The 22479-nt window shown below is 65.2% G+C and carries 20 protein-coding genes; 15 read left to right on the top strand and 5 right to left on the bottom strand.

Features of this window, described 5'->3' with window-relative positions; genetic code table 11:
* Positions 1–5: 5 nt before the first annotated feature.
* Entirely contained in the window at positions 6–494 is a 489-nt protein-coding gene (locus ACNJYD_RS32260) for a VOC family protein (RefSeq protein ID WP_212259492.1), read from the top strand.
* Positions 495–635: 141 nt separating this feature from the next.
* Here the strand turns inward: ACNJYD_RS32260 and ACNJYD_RS32255 are convergent, their stop codons facing one another.
* Both ACNJYD_RS32255 and ACNJYD_RS32250 read right to left on the bottom strand, forming a co-directional pair.
* The gene (locus tag ACNJYD_RS32255) at positions 636–1766 is read right to left on the bottom strand and encodes a hypothetical protein (protein WP_439364378.1); all 1131 of its coding nucleotides are present in this window, start codon (positions 1764–1766) and stop codon (positions 636–638) included.
* 2 nt (positions 1767–1768) lie between these two features.
* Positions 1769–2470 carry a FecR family protein gene (locus ACNJYD_RS32250; protein WP_439364377.1) on the bottom strand — a complete coding sequence of 234 codons (702 nt, stop codon included), beginning with the start codon at positions 2468–2470 and terminating at the stop codon, positions 1769–1771.
* A 200-nt stretch (positions 2471–2670) separates the two neighbouring features.
* Here ACNJYD_RS32250 and ACNJYD_RS32245 point away from each other — a divergent pair, with 200 nt between their 5' ends.
* A complete protein-coding gene (locus tag ACNJYD_RS32245; RefSeq protein WP_439364376.1) occupies positions 2671–3951 on the top strand; it encodes a phospholipid carrier-dependent glycosyltransferase in 1281 nt (426 codons plus the stop codon).
* Positions 3952–4005: 54 nt separating this feature from the next.
* Here ACNJYD_RS32245 and ACNJYD_RS32240 read toward each other — a convergent pair whose 3' ends face one another.
* Positions 4006–4647 carry an OmpA family protein gene (locus ACNJYD_RS32240; RefSeq protein WP_172785846.1) on the bottom strand — a complete coding sequence of 214 codons (642 nt, stop codon included), beginning with the start codon at positions 4645–4647 and terminating at the stop codon, positions 4006–4008.
* A gap of 373 nt (positions 4648–5020) precedes the next feature.
* On the opposite strand from ACNJYD_RS32240, the gene ACNJYD_RS32235 reads away from it, so the two are divergent.
* The 3 genes from ACNJYD_RS32235 to ACNJYD_RS32225 all read left to right on the top strand — a co-directional run bounded on the left by ACNJYD_RS32235 (position 5021) and on the right by ACNJYD_RS32225 (position 6882).
* Complete coding sequence (locus tag ACNJYD_RS32235; protein ID WP_172785959.1) at positions 5021–5257, top strand: hypothetical protein; 237 nt, start codon at positions 5021–5023, stop codon at positions 5255–5257.
* Between the two features lie 98 nt (positions 5258–5355).
* Entirely contained in the window at positions 5356–5601 is a 246-nt protein-coding gene (locus tag ACNJYD_RS32230; protein ID WP_260383735.1) for a hypothetical protein, read from the top strand.
* A gap of 120 nt (positions 5602–5721) precedes the next feature.
* The gene (locus ACNJYD_RS32225; RefSeq protein WP_439364375.1) at positions 5722–6882 is read left to right on the top strand and encodes a winged helix-turn-helix domain-containing protein; all 1161 of its coding nucleotides are present in this window, start codon (positions 5722–5724) and stop codon (positions 6880–6882) included.
* Between the two features lie 37 nt (positions 6883–6919).
* On the opposite strand, the gene ACNJYD_RS32220 is transcribed toward ACNJYD_RS32225, so the two are convergent.
* Positions 6920–7399, bottom strand: coding sequence for a DUF2809 domain-containing protein (locus ACNJYD_RS32220; RefSeq protein WP_439364374.1), 480 nt, complete (start codon positions 7397–7399; stop codon positions 6920–6922).
* A gap of 80 nt (positions 7400–7479) precedes the next feature.
* Between ACNJYD_RS32220 and ACNJYD_RS32215 the strand changes: the two genes are divergently transcribed.
* From ACNJYD_RS32215 to ACNJYD_RS32170, 10 genes are all read left to right on the top strand, one after another.
* Positions 7480–8817 carry an MFS transporter gene (locus tag ACNJYD_RS32215; RefSeq protein ID WP_439364373.1) on the top strand — a complete coding sequence of 446 codons (1338 nt, stop codon included), beginning with the start codon at positions 7480–7482 and terminating at the stop codon, positions 8815–8817.
* Between the two features lie 233 nt (positions 8818–9050).
* Entirely contained in the window at positions 9051–10157 is a 1107-nt protein-coding gene (locus ACNJYD_RS32210; protein WP_439364372.1) for an efflux RND transporter periplasmic adaptor subunit, read from the top strand.
* 180 nt (positions 10158–10337) lie between these two features.
* Positions 10338–13475: an efflux RND transporter permease subunit gene (locus ACNJYD_RS32205; RefSeq protein WP_212259012.1), complete on the top strand. Its 3138-nt coding sequence runs from the start codon at positions 10338–10340 to the stop codon at positions 13473–13475.
* A 33-nt stretch (positions 13476–13508) separates the two neighbouring features.
* Entirely contained in the window at positions 13509–14108 is a 600-nt protein-coding gene (locus tag ACNJYD_RS32200; protein WP_212259013.1) for a TetR/AcrR family transcriptional regulator, read from the top strand.
* 215 nt (positions 14109–14323) lie between these two features.
* The gene (locus ACNJYD_RS32195; RefSeq protein WP_172785854.1) at positions 14324–14947 is read left to right on the top strand and encodes a flavin reductase family protein; all 624 of its coding nucleotides are present in this window, start codon (positions 14324–14326) and stop codon (positions 14945–14947) included.
* Between the two features lie 224 nt (positions 14948–15171).
* Positions 15172–17439 (top strand): acyl-CoA dehydrogenase, encoded by a 2268-nt coding sequence (locus ACNJYD_RS32190; RefSeq protein WP_439364371.1) that lies wholly within the window; start codon positions 15172–15174, stop codon positions 17437–17439.
* The gene (locus tag ACNJYD_RS32185; protein WP_439364370.1) at positions 17439–18722 is read left to right on the top strand and encodes an acetyl-CoA C-acetyltransferase; all 1284 of its coding nucleotides are present in this window, start codon (positions 17439–17441) and stop codon (positions 18720–18722) included. Before ACNJYD_RS32190 ends, ACNJYD_RS32185 begins: the two co-directional genes overlap by 1 nt.
* Before the next feature lie 2 nt (positions 18723–18724).
* The gene (locus ACNJYD_RS32180; protein WP_439364369.1) at positions 18725–20821 is read left to right on the top strand and encodes a 3-hydroxyacyl-CoA dehydrogenase NAD-binding domain-containing protein; all 2097 of its coding nucleotides are present in this window, start codon (positions 18725–18727) and stop codon (positions 20819–20821) included.
* A gap of 21 nt (positions 20822–20842) precedes the next feature.
* Entirely contained in the window at positions 20843–21253 is a 411-nt protein-coding gene (locus ACNJYD_RS32175; protein ID WP_027577195.1) for an acyl-CoA thioesterase, read from the top strand.
* Positions 21254–21474: 221 nt separating this feature from the next.
* On the top strand, positions 21475–21666 hold the full coding sequence (locus ACNJYD_RS32170; protein ID WP_036013862.1) for a hypothetical protein: 192 nt from the start codon (positions 21475–21477) through the stop codon (positions 21664–21666).
* 226 nt (positions 21667–21892) lie between these two features.
* On the opposite strand, the gene ACNJYD_RS32165 is transcribed toward ACNJYD_RS32170, so the two are convergent.
* Entirely contained in the window at positions 21893–22345 is a 453-nt protein-coding gene (locus ACNJYD_RS32165; protein WP_172785960.1) for a nuclear transport factor 2 family protein, read from the bottom strand.
* Between the last annotated feature and the right edge of the window lie 134 nt (positions 22346–22479).

The raw sequence follows: 22479 nt of genomic DNA, 5'->3' as shown, positions 1-22479 counted from the left end.
TCATCATGTCCAAGCTCGTGCCCTGCATGTGGTTCAACGGCGATGCCGAGGACGCTGCAAAATTCTACGTCTCGCTGGTCCCGAATTCGGCGATCACGCACGTTCAGCGCAACGTTGCGGATGGCCCGTCCGGCAAGGAAGGCTCCGTGCTCGTCGTCGAGTTCACGGTGGCCGGGCAGCCGCTGGTCGCGCTCAATGGCGGCATGAAGATGGAATACACCCATGCGATCTCGCTGATGATCCATTGCGACGACCAGGCCCAGGTCGACAGCGTCTGGAACGCGTTCCTCGCCCATGGCGGCAAGGCGGAGCAGTGCGGCTGGCTGAGGGATCGCTGGGGCGTGGCCTGGCAGGTCGTGCCGAAGGTGATGTTCGAGTTCCTGTCGAGCCCGGACAAGGCCGCAGCCGCGCGCGCAATGCAGGCGATGATGAAGATGGTGAAGCTGGACGTCGAGGTGTTGCGGCGCGCGTTCGAAGGCAAGTCGGCGGCGTGAGCCTGATTCTCTCGCCATTCGATCGGTGTCATCGCCCGGCTTGACCGGGCGATCCAGTACTCCGAGACGGAGAGGCCGCGGCGTACTGGATGCCCCGGTCAAGCCGGGGCATGACAGCCGGTGTGAGGTGAGACCTCGCCGCTAATAATTGATCCTCAGCCCCACGCCGCCATGGATGGTGTTGCCGACCGGCTGCGGGCCGAGCGTACCGTTGGCGAAGAGGTCCACGATCCAGCCCTTCTGCACGCGGAAGCCGAGCCGGCCGCCATATTCGAACCAGCCCTGGTTGCCCATGGTCGGCACCACAATGCCCTGGCCGGTCACGGTGGCGACGATGCCGCTGTGGCTCGCAAAGGACTGCACCCAGCCGCCATTGATGTTGGTCTCGATGTTGCTGCCGAACAGATGCGTCCACTGGCCGCCGATCTTGACGAGGCTGGTGCGGTCGGTGCCATCAGCGATGCGGGCGCCGAACGGATTGAATGCCACCGCGCCGTCGCTATAGCCGGAAACGCGTTGCCAGAGCTGCCAGACCTCGATCGATGCCGCGACCTCGTCGCGCGGCGAGAGACGGCTCATCCAGCCGGCGCGGCCGTAGACGGCGTAGTTGGACGCGTTGGTCGAGCTCGTCACGCTCACCGGGCCGAGACTGGTGTCGTAGCTGCGCGTGTAGCGCGCCTTCTCCCACGGCGTCAGGACCGCGCCGACGTCGAAGAACGGGCGCGACGAGCCCCAGTCGGTGAAGTCATAGCGCAGCGCGAAGGCGCCGATCGGTGCGCTCGTGATCTTGTAGCCGCCCTCGTTGTAATGCGTGTAGGCGATGCCGGCGAGCAGCGACAGATTGTTGGTCAGCTCCTTGCGGCCGTGGATGCCGGCCGAGAACGAGCCGGCGGAGCCGAACGCGCTGATGCAGTCGCTGCAATTGACCTGCTCGTTGACACCGAGCAGCACCGTGCCGAGCACCCGGTTGGTGATCATCTGGTTGAAGCGCTGATTGGCGAGACCGCCGATCGAATTGCCGCTGGAATCCGCGCCGGTCGGTGTCGGGCTCGGCGACGGATACGGGCTGGGCGTGGGCGACGGATAGGGGCTCGGTGACGGGGAGGGCGAAGGTGAGGGAGAATATGTAGGCGTTGGCGTCGGCTGGGTACACTCGGACTGGCACGACGCTTGGGCTGTAGCCGGACGCGCGTTGAGCGTCGCGAAGGCAAGAACGGCCCCCGTGATCAATGCGCCCGAGAGGATGATTCGTCTGAAGCCGGGGGGCGCCATCGTCACCGCCCGCACAGCATGCCGTCGTCCTGGACGGCGGGCGTGATGGTCGGCGAGGCGCCGGCGTACTGGTTGACCGCGCATAACCCGGCGCTCGCGGCGCAGTTGGCGGCGAAGGTCCAGGGCGGCGTGTTGGTCTTGGTGATGCTCACCTTGCCGCCGGTCGAGGTGATGATGGCAGTGTCGCCGGGCTGCGTGAGTTGCACGCACTGGCCGCTCTTCGTGCAGACGCTGGCCGCGCCGTCCTGAAGCACGACGACGGAGCGCCCGCGCTGCGAGAGAATGTCGAGCGTGGTGCCGCGCACGCCGATGGTAGCGAGCGGCGTCGTGATCTTGTAGGCGGCCTTGTCGGAGCGTCCGGTGACGAAGCGGAAGGCGCCGGTGGTCATGCGGATCGCGACGTCACGATAGCTGTGCTCGTCGTTGAAGACGGTGCGGTCGAGCTTCAGCGTTGCGCTCGGGCCGAGCGACAGGTTGGTGCTGTCGGCCATCACGAAACGCGCCGCGCTGTCGGCGCCGGTCCGCACGGTCTCGTCGCGCAGCATGCTGTCGCCGACATTGATCGGCGTCGTGGTCGCGGCGACGCGCACCACTTCGTTCTGAATCACGACGGCCTCGCCGACGCGCGTCTGCGCCTTTGCGCCGGACGTCGCGCAGATTGCGGCCGTGAGCAGTGCGGGTAATAGCCAAAAACGCAAATTCATTTCGCAACCGATCGATGTGTCCCTGATCGTACCGGATCGCGCGCGCTTCTGATGTGGCGGAATTATCACAAGCGGCGCAGGACGTGCGTCATGCTTAGTGACAGTAGCGGCAGAATGCGTTCAATGACGTGGAGCAGTTTCTTTTTCTCCGCGGTGCAGCCAATTTGCCACGCAAGACAGCCCCACAAAAGACGCGCGAATTGCCTGCGGTTCCGGCGGTGTCGCGGAGCGCAGTGATCGCTGTCGCGATCTTCCTGATCGCGCATCTGGCGCTGCTGATCGGCGTCACCACGCCGGAAAAATTCGTCTTCGACGAGGTGCATTACGTGCCGGCGGCGCGCCAGATGCTGGCGCCTGCGATGTCGCAGCCGATGCTCAATCCGATGCATCCGCCGTTGGCCAAGGAGCTGATCGCGGCATCGATCGCAACCTTCGGCGACAGCGCGCTCGGCTGGCGTTATCCCGCGACCTTGTTCGGTGCGCTCGCGATCGTCGCGATCTATCTGTGCGGACTCGCGCTGTTCGCAGGGCAGTCGCCGGCGATCGCCGCCGCGCTGATCGCGGCCTTCAACCAGATGCTCTACGTGCAAGCGCGCATCGCGATGCTGGACGTCTTCGCGCTCGGCTTCGGTCTGCTCGCGACCGCCGCCTTCATGCATGGGTTTCGCAGGGAGCGGCCGCAAGCGCTGTTCGCGGTGGCAGGCAGCCTGTTCGGCCTTGCGGCCGCGTGTAAATGGAGCGGCCTGTTCCCGCTCGGCGTCTGCATCGTCGTCGTTGCGGTGATCCGCCTGATGCAGGGCTGGCACACGCTGTTCGCCGATGCGAAGCTGGACGACTGGTATCGGCCGGAGCTTTGGCCCGGCCTGAAGCTGCATCATGTCGCGCTCTGCTTCGCCGTCCTGCCGGGCATGACTTATCTTGCCGCCTTCGTTCCGCTCTACGGATTGTCACTGCCGGACTTGATCGAGGCGCAGCGGCGGATCTTTGCCGACAACACCACGACGGCCATCGCCGGCCACACCTATATGAGCGCATGGCCGTCCTGGCCGCTGCTCGCGCGCCCGGTCTGGTTCCTGTTCGACAAGACGGCGGAGGACCACGTCGCTGCGATCGTCTTCCTCGGCAATCCCCTCGTGCTGTGGCCGGCACTGCTCGCACTCGCCATCGTGCTGCGCGACTTCATCCTGGCGCGGCGCTGGGACGCATTCCTGATCGCGGCATTCTACTTCGGCCCCTGGCTCGCCTGGGCGTTGCTGCCGCGCACGCTGGGCTTCATCTACTACTATCTGCCGGCCGCGGCAGCGGCGTCGCTGGCGCTGGTCTATGCAATGCGCCGCGATGGGCTGCCGCGCTGGCTGCTGTGGGTCTATGTCGGCATCGCCGCGGCCGGCTTTGCGGTGATGCTGCCGATTTCCGCAGCCTTCGTCGGCACCTCGATGGGGAGCTTCAACCGGCTGATGCTGTTCCAAAGCTGGATATGATTTCGCCGCCTGCCGGGCTGCGGCAGGCGGCGTGTTTCACCCAGGGGCGGAGAGTTACTTCGCCGCGGTCTTGGTGTCCATGTTCACGACCTGGACCCGGCGGTTGATCGGGTCGGCGCCGTTGGCTGCATCCTTCAGCTTGGTCTCGCCGTAGCCGACGGTGACGAGATCGTTGCCGTTGAGGCCGTAATTCTGCATCAGGTACTTCTTGATGGTGTCGGCGCGCCGTTCGGAGAGACCTTGATTGTATGCTTCGCCACCCGTCGCGTCGGTGTGGCCGGCGACGACGAAGGTCGAGCCCTTCAGCGCCGGATCGGACAGCGCCTTGCCGAGCGCCTGGACCGAGGCCACCGACGTCTTGGCGATGTCGGCCGAGTTGTAGTCGAACTGGATCTCCAGATCGATCTTCGGCTTGGTCGCAGCGAGCTCGGCAATCTGTTCGCGCTCGCCCGTCGAGAGCGACCGGGTCGAGCGGTTCCGCACGGTGTTCAGGAAGGTCGCTTCCTTGGCCTGCACGGTCGTGTCGGCCTGGGGGCCAACGGACAGGCCGCGCGTCGCCGGCTTCGGCTTCAGTGCATCGACGATCTGGTCGGCGGAGAAGTTGTTGTCGCCGGCCAGCGCAAGGCCCGCCGTCATCGACAGGGCTGCGGAGAGGGTTATCGCCTTCAGTCCAAAGAATTTATCAAAACGGGTCATTGTCGTATCCTCGCTGTTACGCCTGATGGCGATTTGATGCTGCGAGCCTAGGGCAGGTTCAACGGCGTCGATGTGATCTTGGTCACATTCGAAACGACGAGCCGAGGGCACTCTGGTCCGGTTCGATCGTTCGCAGTCTGCTTTCGGGCCGGCAGTCGCGGGTTCCGGGAAACCCGAACGTCGCAAAGGCGTCGCCGCACCGCCCGCCCGCGAACAAGAATTCGACCAGATGCCCGCCTAGCACGCTTCAATCATTCGACAATTTGACGCGAAGGGAGGCGAGTTCCGTCCTGTGCCGAGGCCAAGTGACTATCAGCGCGACTATCAGTTCCATCGCAGCGGCCCGCCGGACCGGACAGTGACCCCGAGCACAATGCCCATCTATATCGGCGCGGCGATGATCGCGGTGGCGATCCTGCTGTCGACACTGATCACGGGGCTGACCTCCCGCTATGTCGGCCTGGAAGGGCCGACCGAGGAGAACATCTGGCTGGTCGATCGTCTCACCGGCAGTGTCTATCGGTGCCAGTCGGAGGGGCGCGGCAAGGCGTCGTGTGAACCCGATGTGGCGACCGGCAGCGTCGGGGAGCGCCCAAAAGCCGCACGTTAGGCGCAACGAAAATATCTTCTCTGCGAGCTGTTTGTCCGGGAAAGATGGATGCTGCGTTGGCCGGCATGTAGCCGGCTTCGTTTCCGGAGGAGAAATTGATGAAGACCCTGTTGCTCGCGGCAACGTTCGTTGCACTTGCTCTGTCTCCCGCATCCGCCGCCAAGATGGCATGCACCAGTGCGAACATGGCAAAGCTCGTTGGCGGGCTGGGCGGCGAAGACACGCCGGGCAAGATGGCAGCGAGGAAGTCGATGGCCTCGGCCAATTCCGAGATGAGCAAAGGCAACATGAGCGCCGCCTGCAAGCACTACATGAGCGCCGAAAAATCGATGGCGATGAAGTAAGGTTTCCTGCCGAACTTGCACGTTCTGGCCGCGCTGGCAGCAGATGGCAGCGCGGCTTTTTCTTTTTCGATTCTGCTCAGGTTCTTTCTCCCGGCGAATCTCGCTACATTCCTCCTCGCAATGTCTCGCGCGCCCAAACCACTCCCGCTCACCACGACACAGGCCCGGCAGATCTGGCTGCATGCCCAGCGGCTGGATCAGCGCGCCCCGTTCGGCGAAGGCGCACAGGCCGCCGCGGCCGCTGTCGCCCATCTCGGCTATGTGCAGATCGACACCATCAACGTCATCGAGCGCTGCCATCACCACATCCTGTTCAGCCGGATCCCCTCCTACCACCGCGCCGATCTGCGCCATGCCCAGAGCATCGACAAGACCGTGTTCGAGTACTGGACGCACGCGCTCTCCTACGTGCCGGCGAACGACTTCCGCTTCTTCCTGCCGGCGATGCGCGAGCACCGCCGCGAGGGGCACAAATGGTTCGCCGCGGTGAAGCCGGCCGACACGCGCAAGGTGATGCGGCTGCTGCGCACCGGGCCGCTGACGATCCGTGACATCGACGACGACGTGCTCGTCGAGAAGGAGCATCTGTGGCAGAGCCGCAAGCCGTCGAAGCGGGCGCTGCAGCTCGCCTTCTATACCGGCGCCGTCACCATCAGCGAGCGCCAGGGCATGCTCAAGACCTATGAGCTGACGACGCGTCATTTCGGCTGGGACAGGCTGCCGAAGCCGGCGCCGGCAAGCGAGATCACGGCCTATCTGCTCGATCGCGCGCTGCGCTCGCAGGGCGTGGTCAGCCTCGATTCGGTCTGCCATCTCGATGCGCCGAGCAAGAAGCCGGTCGCGCGCCTGATCGCCTCGCGCGTCCGCCGCGGCGAGCTCGTGCCTGTCGCGATCGAGGGCGCCGGCAAGCAGGAGCACTGGGCCTCGCCCGCAGCGCTCGAGCCGCATGAGGTATCGCCCGATCTCGTCCACATCCTTTCGCCGTTCGATCCCCTGATCATCCAGCGCAAGCGTACCAACCTCATCTTCGGCTACAACCATCTGTTCGAGGCCTATGTGCCGAAGGCCAAGCGCAAGCTCGGCTATTTCGCGCTGCCCGTGCTGGTCGGCGACGAGATCGTCGCCGCGCTCGATCTCAAGACCGACCGGCAGAACAAGAAGCTCTTGATGCAGAAATGGACCTGGGTCGGGCAGGGCAGGAAGACGGCGGGCCGCAAGGAGCTGAAGCGCGTGATCGAGGACGAGCTCGATCGCTTCGAGCGGTTTCAACTGGCGGAGTGAGACCAGGCACCGGTCCCGTAGGGTGGGCAAAGGCGCGTTAGCGCCGTGCCCACCATCTGCTTGTGGTGGGCACGCTGCGCTTTGCCCGCCCTACGAGGGTGTGCATCTTGGCAACTCGATCGATCCAAACGCCGAGCGCAATCCCGGTCACGTAGGCCACGAGATTCCACAGCGAAAAGATGCGCCCCAATAACAGCGCGCCGGCCGTGGTCAGCCGGAACGCATCGAGCCATGGCGTGTGCACCAGCCGGGAGAATTCGACGACGACGGCGATCACAGCCGCGATCGCCGCAATCTGCGTCTGCGTGAGTCTCGGCAGCACGGCTCCGACCAGCAGAAACACCATCGTGGCCCATAACAGCGAGCCGCCATATTTGACCACGAAGGCTGGAAACCCGAGCGGGAATCCATACCAGCGCAAGGACAGCCCGCAGACGATCACCGCGAGTGCGAGGCCGGCGCGGATCAGCGAGATCCGCATCGGCGCCACGGGTTGATCCGGCTGCGCTCCGCGCATTGCTCGCTCCATTGACTCTTTGCCCGCGATGCTCAAAACCGCCTGTTCAGCCCTAGAAAAGCAACAACCCGGGGGAAGCCATGAGCCAGACCACCTATGCCGGTTCTGTCGGCGGTGCCAAGAGCGCCAAGAGCGACATCGAAACCGCGACCATCCGCGCCATTTCCTGGCGCCTGATTCCCTTCCTGGTGCTGGCCTACTTCTTCTCCTATCTCGACCGCGTCAATCTCGGCTTTGCCGCGCTGGCCATGAATGCGGACCTGAAGTTCACGCCGCTGATCTTCTCCTGGGGCGCCGGCATCTTCTTCATCGGCTATTTCATCTTCGAGGTGCCGAGCAATCTGGCGCTGGAGAAATTCGGCGCCAGCCGCTGGATCGCCCGGATCATGGTGACCTGGGGCATCATCTCGGCGCTGATGGCGATGGTCAGCGGCGTCACCAGCTTCTATGTGCTGCGCTTCCTGCTCGGCGTGGCCGAAGCCGGCTTCTTCCCGGGCATCATCCTCTATCTCACCTATTGGTATCCGGCCGAATATCGCGCCCGCTTTCTTGCGGCCTTCGCCATTGCGGTGCCGGTCTCGACCGTGATCGGCGCACCGATCTCGGGCCTGTTGCTCGGGCTCGACGGCATGATGGGGCTGAAAGGCTGGCAATGGCTGTTCATCATCGAGGGCATCCCGTCGGTGCTGCTCGGCATCGTCACCTGGTTCTACCTCACCGACAAGCCGGGGAAGGCGGACTGGCTCTCGGCCGAGCAGAAGGCGTGGCTCAAGGCGAAGCTCGATTCGGAGATTGCGGCCAAGCAGGCGGTGAAGCATTTCTCGCTCGGGGAGGCGCTGTCTTCACCGAAGGTAATCGCGCTCAGCCTGATCTATTTCGGCTTCGTCGGCGCGCTCTACGGCATGCAGTTCTGGCTGCCGCAGATCGTCAAGGCGTTCGGCCTCACCAACGCCCAGACCGGATTCGTCACCGCGATCCCGTATCTGTTCGGCACCATCGCCATGATCCTGTGGGCGCGGCATTCGGATGCGAGCCGCGAGCGCGTCATGCATGTCGGCGCGCCGCTGCTGCTCACGGCGATTGCGCTCGGCACTTCCTCCTATCTCACTGATCCCACGCTGACCATGGTGGTGCTGACGGTCGCCGCGATCGGCGTGTTCTGCTGCTTCGGCGTGTTCTGGACGCTGCCGACCGCCTGGCTCTCCGGCACGGCGGCCGCCGGCGCCATCGCGCTAATCAACTCGATCGGGAACCTCGCCGGATTCGGCGGGCCGTACCTGATTGGCTGGGTCAAGGAAGCGACGGGGCAGACCTCGACCGGTCTGCTTGTGCTCGCCGTGCTGCCGCTGCTCGCGGGCATCCTGGTGTTCGTCGGCGGCCACGACAGCAAGCACGAATTCGGCGAGCGGGGCCAGTGAGAGATCTTCGTAACGGCAAAGGCGCTCTTCGCGCCGGGCCCACCATCTTCCCCGACCGAGCGGTCTGGTGGGCACGCTACGCTTTGCCCACCCTACAATAGCACCTCGCGGCTAGGCTTATTCTTCTCCTTACCACCCCTTAACGATCACGCATTCCTGATGAATGACGATTATTGACTTTTATCAGTGAACAGTCGACATTCCTCTCAATCGAGATGCAGGAGTGTCCTTCGATGTTCGTCCGGTCGGTTTTGTCGAGCTATTCCAAGCTTTTGGTAGGAGCCTCGCTCGCCCTGATGGCCGTTTCGCTGGCGGGGTGCAACGATACCGTCGCCGAGAAGGCCGAGCCGCCGCGGCCGGTTCTGGTGGCAACCGCCCATTACGATGCCGAGACGCCGGAGCGCAGCTTCGTCGGCACCATCCGCCCCAGGATCGAGAGCGATCTCGGCTTCCGGGTCGCCGGCAAAGTCGCCAAGCGCCTCGTCGAAGTCGGCCAGACGGTCGAAGTCGGCCAGCCGCTCGCCACCCTCGACGAGGTTGATTTGAAGCTCCAGGCCGAGCAGGCCGTTGCCGAGCAGGGCGCCGCAACCGGCGTGCTGGCCCAAGCCGCCGCCGCCGAGCAGCGCGCCAAGGACCTCAAGGCCAAGGGCTGGACCACCGACGCGCAGCTCGACCAGAGCCGCGCCGCCGCCGATGAAGCCCGTGCGCGCTTGAACCGGGCCGAGCGCTCGGTCGAGTTGACCAAGAATTCCCTTTCCTACGCGACGCTCAACGCCGACGCCCGCGGCGTCGTCACCGCAACGCTGATCGAGCCCGGCCAGGTGGTCGCCGCGGGCCAAGCCTCGATCCGTGTCGCCCGCTTTGCCGAGAAGGAAGCGGTCGTCGCGATCCCTGAGACGCTGGTTGGACGTGCCAAGTCGGGCGTCGCCAGCGTCACTCTTTGGTCCGAGCCGAACAAGAAATACACGGCCAAGCTGCGCGAGATCGCGCCGGCGGCGGATCCCGCCACGCGCACCTATCTGGCAAAGTTCTCGCTGCCCGAGGCCGACGACAAGGTCGCGCTCGGCATGACCGCGACGCTGACGCTGTCGGATGCCGCCACCGAGCGGGTCGCGCGGCTGCCGTTGTCGGCGCTGTTCAACGAAGGCGGCAAGCCGTCGTTCTACGTCGTCGACGACAACGGTGGCGTCACGCTCAAGCCGGTCACCGTGAAGTCCTACGAGAGCAAGGACGTCGTCATCACCGGCGGGGTGGAGGAGGGCGCCAAGATCGTCGCCCTCGGCGTGCAGAAGCTCGATCCCGGCCAGCGGGTGCGGATCGTGTCGTCGCTGTCTTTCTAAGAAATTCTTACGAGTTGCGTCGTGTGAGGTGAGTTTCGGCCTTTGTCCCTAAGCAAAGGCTGAAGCGGCGAAGCGATCCAGAACCTGCCCAGCCCCCTGGATTGCTTCGCTGCCTCGCGACGACGGTTTGAGCAAAGCGGCTGTCGTTGTTTGCAACTGGATCGTCTTTCGGAGAGTGCGATGAAGCGCTTCAACCTTTCGGCCTGGGCCGTCAGCCATCCGACGCTGGTGCTCTTCCTGATGCTCGTGCTCGGCGTCGCCGGCTTCTTCTCCTACGAGAAGCTCGGCCGCGCCGAGGATCCGTTCTTCACGGTGAAGGTGGTCAACGTCTCGGTGATCTGGCCCGGCGCGACCGCGCAGGAAATGCAGACCCAGGTCGCCGATCCCATCGAGAAGAAGATCCAGGAGCTGCCCTATTTCGAGAAGGTGCAGACCTATTCCAAGCCCGCCTTCACCGCGCTCCAGGTCACCTTCCGCGATTCGACGCCGCCGAAGGACGTGCCGTACCTCTTCTATCTGCTGCGCAAGAAGCTGGTCGACGTGCAGGGCCAGCTGCCCTCCGGCATCCTCGGGCCCGTCGTCAACGACGAGTTCTCCGACGTCGATTCCATCCTCTACATGATGACCGGCGACGGCGCCGACTATGCCCAGCTCAAGAAGGTCTCCGAAGGCTTTCGCCAGCGCCTGCTCAAGGTGCCCGGCGTGACCAAGGTCGACGTCTACGGCAACCAGGATGAGCGCATCTTCGTCGAGTTCAGCCATGCCAAGCTCGCCACGCTCGGCATCACGCCGCAGGCCCTGTTCGATTCGCTCGCCAAGCAGAACAACGTGACCCCGGCCGGCACGGTCGAGACCTCCTCGCAGCGCGTGCCGCTGCGCGTCACCGGCGCGCTCGACGGTGCCAAGGCCGTCGCCGAAACGCCGGTCGAGAGCAACGGCCGCGTGTTCCGTCTCGGCGATATCGCCACCGTCACCCACGGCTATGTCGATCCGCCGAGCTTCGTCGTGCGCCAGGAAGGCAAGCCCGCCATCGGCATCGGCGTCGTCACCGCCAAGGGCGCCAACATCCTCGAGCTCGGCAAGCAGGTCGAGAAGGCGACGGCCGACTTCATGAAGGCGGTGCCGCAGGGCGTCGACGTCAGGCTGATCGCCGACCAGCCCAAGGTGGTCGAGCACGCCGTCGGCGAGTTCGTGCATTCCTTCATGGAAGCGCTCGTCATCGTCCTGTTCGTCTCGTTCCTGGCGCTCGGCTGGCGTACCGGCATCGTGGTCGCGCTGTCGGTGCCTTTGGTGCTCGGCATCGTCTTCGTCGTCATGAACACGATGTCGCTCGACCTGCACCGCATCACGCTCGGCGCGCTGATCATCGCGCTCGGCCTGCTCGTCGACGACGCCATCATCGCGGTCGAGATGATGGTGGTGAAGATGGAGCAGGGCTGGGACCGCATGCGCGCGGCGTCCTTTGCCTGGGAATCTACTGCGTTTCCGATGCTCACGGGAACGCTGGTCACGGCCGCTGGCTTCCTCCCCATCGGCTTTGCCAATTCCGCGGTCGGCGAATATGCCGGCAGCATCTTCTGGATCGTGGCGATCGCGCTGGTCGCCTCCTGGTTCGTGGCGGTGATCTTCACGCCCTATATCGGCGTCAAGCTGCTGCCCGAAATGAAGGCCCACCACAACCATGATCCGCATGCGGTCTACGAGACCCGCATGTATCGGGGCCTGCGCGCCATCGTGCAATGGTGCGTCAACCACCGCATCACCGTGGTGGTCGCGACCGTCGGCGTCTTCGTCGCCTCGATCGTGGGCTTTGGCCATGTCCAGCAGCAGTTCTTCCCGCTGTCGGAGCGGCCCGAGCTGTTCCTGCAGCTGCGCCTGCCCGAGGGCACCGCCTTCAACGTCACCGAGAAGGCGGTGAAGAAGGCCGAGACGCTGCTCAAGGACGACAAGGACATCGAGACCTATACCGCCTATGTCGGCCAGGGCTCGCCGCGCTTCTGGCTCGGCCTCAACCCGCAGCTTCCGAACGAGGCCTTTGCCGAGATCGTCATCGTCGCCAAGGGCGTCGAGGCGCGCGAGCGCATCAAGGCCAAGATCGAGACCGCGGCTGCCGAGGGCTTCCTGACCGAGGCGCGCGTGCGCGTCGACCGCTTCAATTTCGGCCCGCCGGTCGGCTTCCCCGTCCAGTTCCGCGTGATCGGCCCGGATGCCAACAAGGTCCGTGAGATCGCCTACCAGGTCCGCGACGTCATGCGGGAGAACAAGAGCGTCAAGGACGTCCAGCTCGACTGGAACGAGCAGTCGCCTTACCTGAAGCTCGTCGTCGACCAGGACCGCGCCCGCGCCATGGGCCTGACCCCGCAGGACGTCTCGCAGGCGCTGGCGATGCTGATCTCGGGCTCGCAGGTCACCACCGTGCGCGACGGCATCGAGAAGGTCGGCGTGGTCGCCCGTGCGATCCCGTCCGAGCGTCTCGATCTCGGCGGCGTCGGCGATCTCACCATCACCTCGCGCAACGGCGTCGCCGTGCCGCTGCAGCAGATCGCTCGAATCGAATATGCCCACGAGGAGCCGATCATGTGGCGGCGCAACCGCGACATGGCGATCACCGTGCGCTCCGACGTCGTCGACGGCGTGCAGGCGCCCGACGTCACCAACCAGATCACGCCGAAGCTGAAGGCGATCAAGGACCACCTCGAGCCGGCCTACCGGATCGAGCCGGGCGGCGCGTTCGAGGAATCCGCCAAGGGCAACGCCTCGATCTTCATCCTCTTCCCGGTGATGGTCATGGTGATGCTGACGCTGCTGATGATCCAGCTGCAGAGCTTCTCACGCCTGATCCTGGTGTTCCTGACCGCGCCGCTCGGCATCGTCGGTGCCTCGCTCGGCCTCAACGTCGCCAACGCCCCGTTCGGCTTCGTGGCGCTGCTCGGCCTGATCGCGCTCGCCGGCATGATCATGCGCAACGCGGTCATCCTGGTCGACCAGATCGAGACCGACGTCAGCCACGGCCTGACCCGGCGCGAGGCGATCGTTGAGGCGACCGTCCGTCGTGCCCGACCGGTGGTGCTGACGGCGCTCGCCGCCATTCTCGCCATGATACCGCTGTCGCGCTCGGCCTTCTGGGGCCCGATGGCGATCACCATCATGGGCGGCCTGTTCGTCGCGACCTTCCTGACGCTCCTGTACCTGCCGGGCCTCTACGCCCTGTGGTTCCGCAAGAGCCTGGATGAGGCCGGAACGCCCGAGCAGCCTGCCGCGCCGCAGCATGGGAGCGATGACCCGCACGCAATTCCGCTTGCCGAAGCGGCTGAATAGATGAGAAGACTGCTGACCAACGAGTCCTGACTGATGGCCCTTGTTTCGGAACATATCGAAGTCGACACCCGGGATCGCATCCTCGAGGTGGCCGAGCGGCTGTTCCGCCAGATCGGCTACCAGAAGACGACGGTCGGCGACATCGCCAAAGAGCTCAGGATGAGCCCCGCCAACGTGTATCGCTTCTTCGAATCGAAGAAGGCGATCCATCAGGCGGTGGCGCGGGGCCTGATGGGCGAGGTCGAGCTGGAGGCGCAGCGGATCGTGGCAAAGCCCGGTCCGGTCAAGGAGCGCTTCCGCGAGCTGCTCACCACCATCAATCGCATGAACACCGAGCGCTATGTCGGCGACAACAAGCTGCACGAGATGGTCGCGATCGCGATGGAGGAGGACTGGGACGTCTGCGTCGCCCATATGGAGTGCATCGCCGGCGTCATCGGCCAGATGATCGCGCAAGGCGTCGCCTCCGGCGAGTTCGAGGCGCCCGACCTGCAACTGGCCTCGCTGTGCGCCTGCACCGCGATGATTCGCTTCTTCCATCCCCAGATGATCGCCCAGTGCGCCACCAAGCCGGGCCCGACCATCGACCAGATGATCGATTTCGTCATCGCGGGTCTGTCGCCGCGCCACTGACGGGCGGGGGCGTTTGCTCCTATAAGCAGACTGATCGCCCCGGCATGACCGCCGGAGGCGGGCCGGGACGGACCCACAAACTCCGTCATTGCAAGCCATCGGGTCCGCGCGAAGCGCGGCCCGATGACAGGCTCCACGAAGCAATCCAGACTAGTCTCCGCGGAGGGATTCTGGATTGCTTCGCTGCGCTCGCAATGACGGGAAGGAAACAGCGCGTGACCGACAAAGACCTGTACTTCTACGAGCCCTCCAAGGGCCACGGCCTCAAGCACGATCCCTTCAACGCCATCATCGCGCCGCGGCCGATCGGCTGGATCTCCTCGCGCGACGCCAGGGGCCACGTCAACCTCGCGCCCTACAGCTTCTTCAACGCGTTCTGCTACGTGCCGCCGATCATCGGCTTCTCCTCCACCAACTGGAAGGACACGGTGGCGAACATGGAGCAGACCCGCGAGTTCGTCTGGAATCTCACCACGATGGATCTCGCCAAGCACATGAACGCGACCGCGGCGCATCTGGCGCCGGAGGTCGACGAGTTCGAGGTCGCGGGGCTCACGGCCGTGCCCGGCAAGGTCGTCAATGTCCCGCGCGTGGCTGAGAGCCCCGTCGCCTTCGAGTGCAAGGTCTCCGACATCGTCCGCCTCAAGGGCGCCGACGGCAAGGAGGCCGACGCCTGGCTGACGCTCGGCGAAGTCGTCGCCGTCCACATCGACAAGGCCTTGATCAAGGACGGCGTCTACCAGACCGCCGCCGCCCGCCCCATCGTCCGCGCCGGCCGCCGCGGCGATTACTTCGAGATCAAGCCGGAAAACATGTTCGAGATGGTCCGGCCGGATTAGGTCACTCCGTCGTTCCGGGCCCGCGCCAAGAGGCGCGCCCCGGAATGACGCTGAGAGACATTGCTCCCCATTCCCTACCGGAACTGTCCCCACGCCCCGGCCGTTATCGCCTGGACGGCCGCCCGGCCGCGTCAATTCGCTTGTTTTTGCCCGCGAAGTGTTCACGCACCCCGGCCACTTTCCGCTAAAATGCCCGACACCCGCGCCGATGCATGAGGTCCGCCATGAGCTTCCGCCGCGACACCATCACAAAGCCGATCTTCTCCTGGGCGCGCGGCGTGCTGCCGGCGATGTCCGACACCGAGCGGGAGGCGCTGGAGGCGGGCGACGTCTGGTGGGATGCCGATCTCTTCACCGGCAACCCTGATTGGTCGAAGCTGCTGAAGGTCCCGCAGGCGAGGCTGACGGACGAGGAGCTGGCGTTCCTGAGTGGCCCCGTCGACGAGCTCTGCGCCATGCTCGACGAGTGGAAGATTTTCTGGGAAACGCGCGACCTGCCGCAGGACGTCTGGCACTTCGTCAAGCGCGAAAAGTTCTTCGGCATGATCATTCCCAAGGAGTTCGGCGGCCTCGGCTTCTCGCCCTACGCGCATTCGGAAGTCGTACGCAAGATCTCGACCCGCTCGATCGCGGCCGCGGTCACCGTGATGGTGCCGAACTCGCTCGGCCCCGGCGAGCTCCTGATGCGCTTCGGCACGCACGAGCAGCAGCAGCGCTGGCTGCCGCGGCTCGCCGACGGACGCGAGATTCCCTGCTTCGGACTCACCAGCCCGGAAGCCGGCTCCGATGCCGCCTCGATGGTCGACAGCGGCATCATCTGCAAGGGCGAATTCGAGGGGCGCGAGGTCGTCGGCCTCCGCCTCAACTGGCACAAGCGCTACATCACGCTCGGTCCGGTCGCGACGCTGCTCGGCCTTGCCTTCAAGGCCTATGATCCCGATCGTCTCGTCGGGAGCCAGGAAGAGCTCGGCATCACCGTGGCGCTGATCCCCACGAACTTGCCCGGCGTCGAGATCGGGCAGCGCCACCTGCCCTCGATGCAGGTCTTTCAGAACGGCCCGAACTGGGGCCGCGACGTCTTCATTCCGCTCGACTATGTCATCGGCGGAAAGGAGCGCCTGGGGCAGGGCTGGAAGATGCTGATGACCGCGCTCGCCGCCGGCCGCGGCATCTCGATGCCGTCACTGTCGGCGGCCGGCGCCGCCTATGCGGCGCGCACCACCGGCGCCTATGCCCGCATCCGCGAGCAGTTCGGCATCTCGATCTCCAAGTTCGAAGGCGTCGAGGAGCCGCTGGCGCGCATCGTCGCCACCGCCTATCAGCTCGATGCGGCGCGCCGGCTGACCTGCGCGGCGCTGAATGCCGGCGTCCATCCCGCCGTCATCTCCGGCATCATGAAGCTGCACGCGACCGAGCGGATGCGCACCGCGATCGACGACGCCATGGACATCCATGGCGGCAAGGCCGTGATCGACGGTCCGCAAAACTATCTCGGCAATCTCCACCGCGCCGTGCCGGTCGGCATCACCGTGGAGGGAGCCAATATCCTGACCCGCAATCTCATCGTGTTCGGGCAAGGAGCGATCCGTGCCCATCCTTACCTGCTCGACGAGATGAATGCGCTCGCCGATACCGATCGCGAGCGCGGCCTCAGCGCGTTCGACAAGACGTTCTGGAAGCATGTCGCCCACAGCTTCCGGACCCTGTTCCGCGCCTTCGGCCGGAGCTGGACCTTTGGCGCCTTCGCGCCGGCGCCGGATGCGGGCGACGCCACGCCTTTCTACCGCCAGCTCTCGCGCTACTCCGCGGCGTTTGCGTTCTGCGCCGACATGGCGCTGCTGACGCTCGGCGGCGCGCTCAAGCGCAAGGAGATGCTGTCGGCCCGCTTCGGCGACATCCTGTCCGAGCTCTACCTGCTCTCGGCCGCGCTGAAGCGCTGGCAGGACGAGGGGCGGCAGAAGGAGGATTTCGCGGCGCTGGAATGGTGCATGGCGACCGGGCTCAAAACCATCGAGAACCGGCTTGCCGAAATCCTGGCCAATTTGCCGAACCGCTTCGTCGCCGGCCTCCTCAAGCTCGTGGTCCAGCCGTTCGGCGCCCGCGTGCTCGGCCCGTCCGATCGCGTCGTGCACCAATGCGCTGCCATCGTGCTGGACCCGTCGGCGGCACGTGAGCGCCTCACCCCGGATCTCGCTCATGTCGATGACGACGGCGGCTTTGCCCGGCTGGAGCGCGCGTTCAAGCTGGTCGCGGCGACAGATGCGATCGCCAGGCGCATGCGTGCTGCGCATATCCGCGACTGGAAGGAGGCCGTCAGCAAGGGCGTGGTCACCCAGGCTGAGGGCGAGCAGCTTGCTGCAGCTCATGAAGCCGTCACAAAAGTGATAGAGGTCGACGATTTTGCGCCGGAGGCGCTGTCGCCGATTTACAAGAAAACCGTCAATGTGCATCAGTTCTTCCAGGAACTCGGTGAGCAGAGGGCGGCGAGCTGATGGCACGACCGGTATTTATCGTCGACGGCAGCCGGACGCCGTTCCTGAAGGCGCGTTCTGGGCCCGGGCCGTTCACGCCGGTCGATCTCGCCGTGCAGTGCGGGCGGCCGCTGCTGGCGCGCCAGCCGTTCTCGCCCGATAGCTTCGACCAGGTCATCCTCGGCTGCGTCAACGTGATCGCTGACGAGATGAACCCGGCCCGCGTCGCCGCGCTTCGGCTCGGCATGGGTGAGGACATGGTCGCCTTCACCGTGCAGATCAATTGCGGCTCGGGCATGCAGTCGATCGACACCGCCTATCGCTATATCCGCGAAGGCCATGCCGACATGATTTTGGCTGGAGGCACCGAGGCCTTGAGCCACGCGCCGCTGGTCTGGCCGAATTCCGGCGTGCGCTGGTTCGCCGGTCTTGCCACTGCCAAGGGCGTTGCCGCGAAGATCGCCTCAGCGTTCAAGCTGAGGCCGCGCGATCTCAAGCCGATCATCGGCCTCGAGCGAGGCCTGACCGATCCAGTCACCGAGCTGAACATGGGCCAGACCGCCGAGGTCGTCGGCCATCTCTTCGGCATTACGCGCGCGCAGTCGGATGCCTATGCCGCCGAAAGCCATCGCCGGCTCGCGCATGCGCAAAGCGCGGATTATCTGAAGGGTGAGGTCGAGACCGCATTCTCCCGCGACGGCAAGTTCTTCGACCACGACGACGGCGTGCGCCCGGACTCGACGGCCGAGACGCTCGCCAAGCTCCGGCCGGTGTTCGAGCGGCCGTGGGGCCAGGTCACGGCCGGCAATTCCTCCCAGATCACCGACGGTGCGTCTTGGGTGATCCTCGCCTCCGACGCCGCCGTGGCAAAGCACAAGCTGACGCCGAAAGCCGTCATCGTCGACAGCCATTGGGCCGCGCTCGATCCCAGCATCATGGGGCTCGGCCCGGTGATGTCGGTGACGCCGCTGCTCCAGCGCAACGACCTCACCATCAAGGACGTCGAGACCTGGGAGCTGAACGAGGCCTTCGCAACGCAAGTGCTCGGCTGTCTCGCCGCCTGGAACGATGACAAGTTCTGCCGCGAAATATTGCGGCTCGATGGTGCCGCCGGCGAGATCGACCGCGAGAGGCTGAACGTCGACGGCGGCGCGATTTCGCTCGGCCATCCCGTCGGCACCTCCGGCAATCGCATCGTGCTGCATCTCGTCAATGCGATGAAGCGGCTCGGCACGCGGCGCGGAATTGCCACCGAATGCATCGGCGGCGGGCTCGGTGGCGCCATGCTGATCGAGGCGGTGTGACCATGGATTCCAAGATCATGACCGCGCTCGGCGGCCGCGTGCTGGAGATCGGGCCGCGGCCCGCACCGGATGGTCCCTACAAGCACTTCAAGCTGACGCGCCATTCGGATGGTGTCGCCTGGCTGCTGTTCGACCGCGCTGACGCCAGCGCCAACACGCTCTCGTCCGACGTGATGGAGGAGTTCGACGCCGTGCTCGCGGCGATCGAGACCGAGCGCCCCGCCGGTCTCGTCATTCGCTCGGCAAAGCCGTCGGGCTTCATTGCCGGCGCGGATGTCAACGAATTCCGCGGCGCGTCCGATCCTGACATGGTGGAGACGCGCATCCGCGCCGCGCATGCCGTGGTCGATCATCTGGAAGCGCTAAAGCTGCCGACGGTCGCGGTCATTCACGGCTTCTGCCTCGGCGGCGGGCTCGAGGTGGCGCTGGCCTGCCAGGCGCGCATCGCCATCGAGGGGGCGCGTTTCGGCTTCCCGGAGGTGATGCTCGGCCTGCATCCTGGTCTCGGCGGCACCGCCCGGTTCACCGCGCTGGTCAATCCGACCCAGTCGATGGCGCTGATGCTGACCGGCCGCACCATCGACGCGCGCCGCGCCAAGGCGCTCGGCCTCGTCGACACCGTGACGCAGGAGCGCCACGTCCAGGGCGCGGTGAAGGATGCGCTGTTCGGCCGTCTGAAGCGGGCCAAGCCCGGTCTGCTGACGCGCGCCGCCAATCTCGGGCCGGTGCGCGGCCTGCTGGCCAAGCGCATGCGCGCGGAGGCTGCGAAGGCTGCATCGCGCGAGCATTATCCCGCGCCCTATGCGCTGATCGATCTCTGGGAGACCCACGGCGGCAGCAAGTCCGCGATGCTGAAGGCCGAGCAGGCCTCGTTCGCCAAGCTGATGGTGACGCCTACCGCGCAGAACCTGGTCCGCGTCTTCTTCCTGCGCGAGCAGATGAAGAAGACGGCAGGCTCCGCTAGCACGGTGAAGCAGGTCCACGTCATCGGCGCCGGCGCCATGGGCGGCGACATCGCGGCTTGGTGTGCGGGGCAGGGCTTTCGCGTCTCGCTCGCCGACATGAAGCCGGAGCCGATCGCGGGCGCAGTCAAACGCGCGGCCGACCTCTACGGCAAGATCATCCGCAAGCCCACCGACGTGCGCGACGCGCTCGATCGCCTGATCCCCGACATGGACGGCGAGGGCGTCCGCAACGCCGATCTCATCATCGAGGCGGTGCCGGAGAAGCTGGGGCTGAAGCAGAAGGTCTATGCCGGGCTCGAGCCGCGGATGAAGCCCGGCGCGATCCTCGCGACCAACACTTCGAGCATTCCGCTCCAGGACCTGCGCACGACGCTGGCGCGGCCGGAGCGGCTGGTCGGCCTGCATTTCTTCAACCCGGTGTCGCGGCTGCAGCTGGTCGAGGTCGTCAGCCATGACGGCAACGATACACAAGTACTTAAAGAGGCGCTCGCCTTCGTCGGCGCCATCGACCGCCTGCCGCTCGCCGTGAAGAGCTCGCCCGGCTTCCTCGTCAACCGCGCGTTGACGCCCTACATGCTGGAAGCGATGGTGATGCTGGACGAGAAGACGGACCAACGCCTGATCGACGCTGCGGCCGAGCAGTTCGGCATGCCGATGGGACCGATCGAGCTGGCCGATCAGGTCGGGCTCGATATCTGCCTCGACGTCGGCGACATGCTGCGCACCAAGTTCGGCGATCTCCTGCCGCCGACGCCGGCCTGGCTGCGCGAGAAGGTCACCAAGGGCGAGCTCGGCCGCAAGACCGGCAAGGGTTTTTACACCTGGAAGGACGGCAAGGCGGAGAAGACGCCGTTGCCGCAGACCGGTCCGCGCGTCACTGACCAGATGATCGACCGCCTGGTGCTGCCGATGTCCAACGTCTGCGTCGCGGCCCTTCGCGAAGGCATCGTCGACGATGCCGATGCAGTCGACGGCGCCATGATCTTCGGCACCGGTTATGCACCGTTCCGCGGCGGTCCGCTGAACTATGCGCGCACGCGTGGCGTCGAAAACATTGTATCCACTCTTCGCGCGCTGGCTGAACGATTCGGCGCGCGTTTCGCGCCCGATCCGGGCTGGGACAATTTCAAGTGAGCAATCTCGCGTGAGAGGGGCATGAACGAGCAAGCCACGACCGGGCCGAGCGGCGATCTCTGCATCCGCACGCTGGCGATGCCGGCCGACACCAATGCCAACGGCGACATCTTCGGCGGCTGGCTGCTCAGTCAGATGGACGTCGGCGGCGGCGTGTTCGCCTCGAAGGTTGCGCGGTCGCGCACCGTGACGGTCGCGATCGAGGCGATGAATTTTCGCAAAGCGGTCTATGTCGGCGATCTCGTCTCGGTCTATGCCAATCTCGTGCGCGTTGGGCGCACCTCGCTGACCGTGCATCTTGAGGCCTGGGCATTGCGGCGCAAGGAGCTGCATCCGTTCCTCGTCACCGACGGTCATTTCACCTACGTCTCGATCGACGACCACGGCCGTCCGCAGGCGATCCAGCGAAACGATCCGCCGATCGCGACGTAATCGCGCGCGGCGCTCTGCCTCATCTTGCGAGCTTTGCAGCGCCGCAAAACGCGGCACGAGCAAGTCACCTCGTCGCGGCTTCGCCAAGAACCAGTCATAAAACGGATGAGGTCCCGGCGTACTCAATTGCGTGTCGATTCGGGGTGGAAACGGCCGCAAATGCCTAGGGAACCTTTGGGCAGGAGCACCGTTGTTTGCCCGCACTGAGGAATCCACGGACTATGCCGGACAGCTACATCATCGAAGTCGATTCGCAGACCGCAGGTATCGTCGTTCGTTCTTCTGGAGGCTACTGCTTCTTCGCCTCGTCGCACCGCTTCAACCGTCTCGAAGGCCAGCTCTTCCGCAACGCCCGCGAAGCCGAGCGCGCCGCGCGCAGGCTGGTGAACGGCGATGTGAAGGAGGCGGCGTAAGCACCTACCGCCGGTGATTTCGACGCGCGAGGCGTGGTCGGAATTTTTTGCCGAGCGCACCGCTGCCCCTTCTCCCCTTGTGGGAGAAGGTGGCGCAAAGCGCCGGATGAGGGGTTGCTTCAGCAAGCTCACATGTGAAGGGTGGCTCGCGGAGAGAGACCCCTCACCCGTCTCGCCGCTGCGCGGCGAGCCACCCTCTCCCACAAGGGGAGAGGGTAATAAGTCATCACAACTTCGTCGCCGCCCGCGACAACAGCTTCCACTCGTCGCCCTGCTTCTGCCAGTTCATCAGGATGTGAAGGTTGGTCGATACTTTTTTCCCATCGGCCGCCATCTCCTGCTCGCCCAGCCAGTGGAAACGCACGATCGCTGCGGGGCCGACCACCTTGATGGTGGGATCCTTGTATTCGATTGACAGAAACTTGGACTTGCCGTCGGTCGCGTTGGCGATGAATGTCGCCTTGTCCTCGACCTTGCCGCTGGAATGGCTGTAGCTCAGCTCCTCCGCGCACAGCGCGCCGAGCGCCTTGGGATCGGCCGCGATCTGGGCGAGGCGGAAGGCATCGACCCTCTTCGCCACGGCTTCCTCGTCTGCCGAAGCGGCGAGCGCCGGCGTCGCGAACGCAAGCGCGGAGACGGCGAGAGTCGAGAGAGCCAGATCGCGTCGGTTGATCGTCATCGTTTCCTCCTTTTTGATCTTGTGGCCAGTGTTGCAGTCGCGCGCGGCTTTGTCGAGCGTCACCTGCTGGTCATGTGGATGCGTCATTGCGCGATCGAGGCCGTATTGATACGCCTTCCGCATCGATGCGTCGC

The sequence above is a fragment of the Bradyrhizobium sp. SPXBL-02 genome, from assembly GCF_051853065.1.
GTDB lineage: Bacteria > Pseudomonadota > Alphaproteobacteria > Rhizobiales > Xanthobacteraceae > Bradyrhizobium.
The sequence above is the reverse complement of the archived record's forward strand: the minus strand, read 5'-3'. Positions and strand labels throughout refer to the sequence as shown.